Raw genomic sequence first — 719 nt, forward strand, 5'->3', positions numbered from 1 at the left:
CCATCAAGAACTGTGCAATTTCCCCATCCTCGATCGGTGACCGGCGATCTTCCAACGCTGAAACCCGCGCGGGATCAACGTCGAGAGCGACGACATCGTGATTCTGCGCAAGCAGAACTGCATTCGAGAGACCTACGTATCCCAGACCGACGACGGCAATCTTCATGTCATTCTTCCAGCAGCAATATGCAGATTGTGGTGCTGTGACCCCGGTTTGCCATCCGGTTGACGCCAGAGTCCTTGGCTGAGATTGGCGCAGTCGCGCCAGTGGAGCAACGGGCGATCGGCAGGTTCCGGTCCCATTCTTTGGACCGCCGGAAGGTGGAGTTTCCGGGCCTTTTGATCCGAGACCGATCTCTGGACCGCCCGAGGGCGGAGTTTCCGGGCCCTGTGATCCGAGACCGATCTCTGGACCGCCCGAGGGTGGAGTTTCCGGGCCTTATGATCCGAGACCGATCGTTGGACCGCCCGAGGGTGGAGTTTCCGGGCCTTGGTCGCGGTAGCGGGCTGGGAGCGCCACCGGGATTTTGCAGAGAGATCGGAGGCTTGTTGCCGATGGCCCCGTGCGGCCGATGTTCGTTGTAGTATCTGCACCAAGCCTCCAACTTTTCCGCGACGTCCGCAAGTGTAAGGAACCAATGGGTGACCTGAGACCCTCTTCTCCTCCGGCCTGAGGGAGAGTCCTGGGTTTCGTTTATGGCCTTAGGCGGCCTGTCGTT

Annotated in this window: 1 protein-coding gene and 1 pseudogene; both read right to left on the reverse strand. The window is 60.1% G+C overall.

Annotation, left to right across the window (positions count from 1 at the left end; translation table 11 throughout):
• A partial coding sequence (locus tag ACTIFS_RS21710) for an NAD-binding protein (protein ID WP_439576208.1) occupies positions 1-166 on the reverse strand: 166 nt, incomplete at its 3' end.
• A 331-nt stretch (positions 167-497) separates the two neighbouring features.
• Positions 498-719, reverse strand: a pseudogene (locus ACTIFS_RS21715) (integrase core domain-containing protein); the annotation flags it as partial.

Source organism: Phreatobacter sp. (assembly GCF_051860605.1).
Taxonomy (GTDB): Bacteria; Pseudomonadota; Alphaproteobacteria; order Rhizobiales; family Phreatobacteraceae; genus Phreatobacter.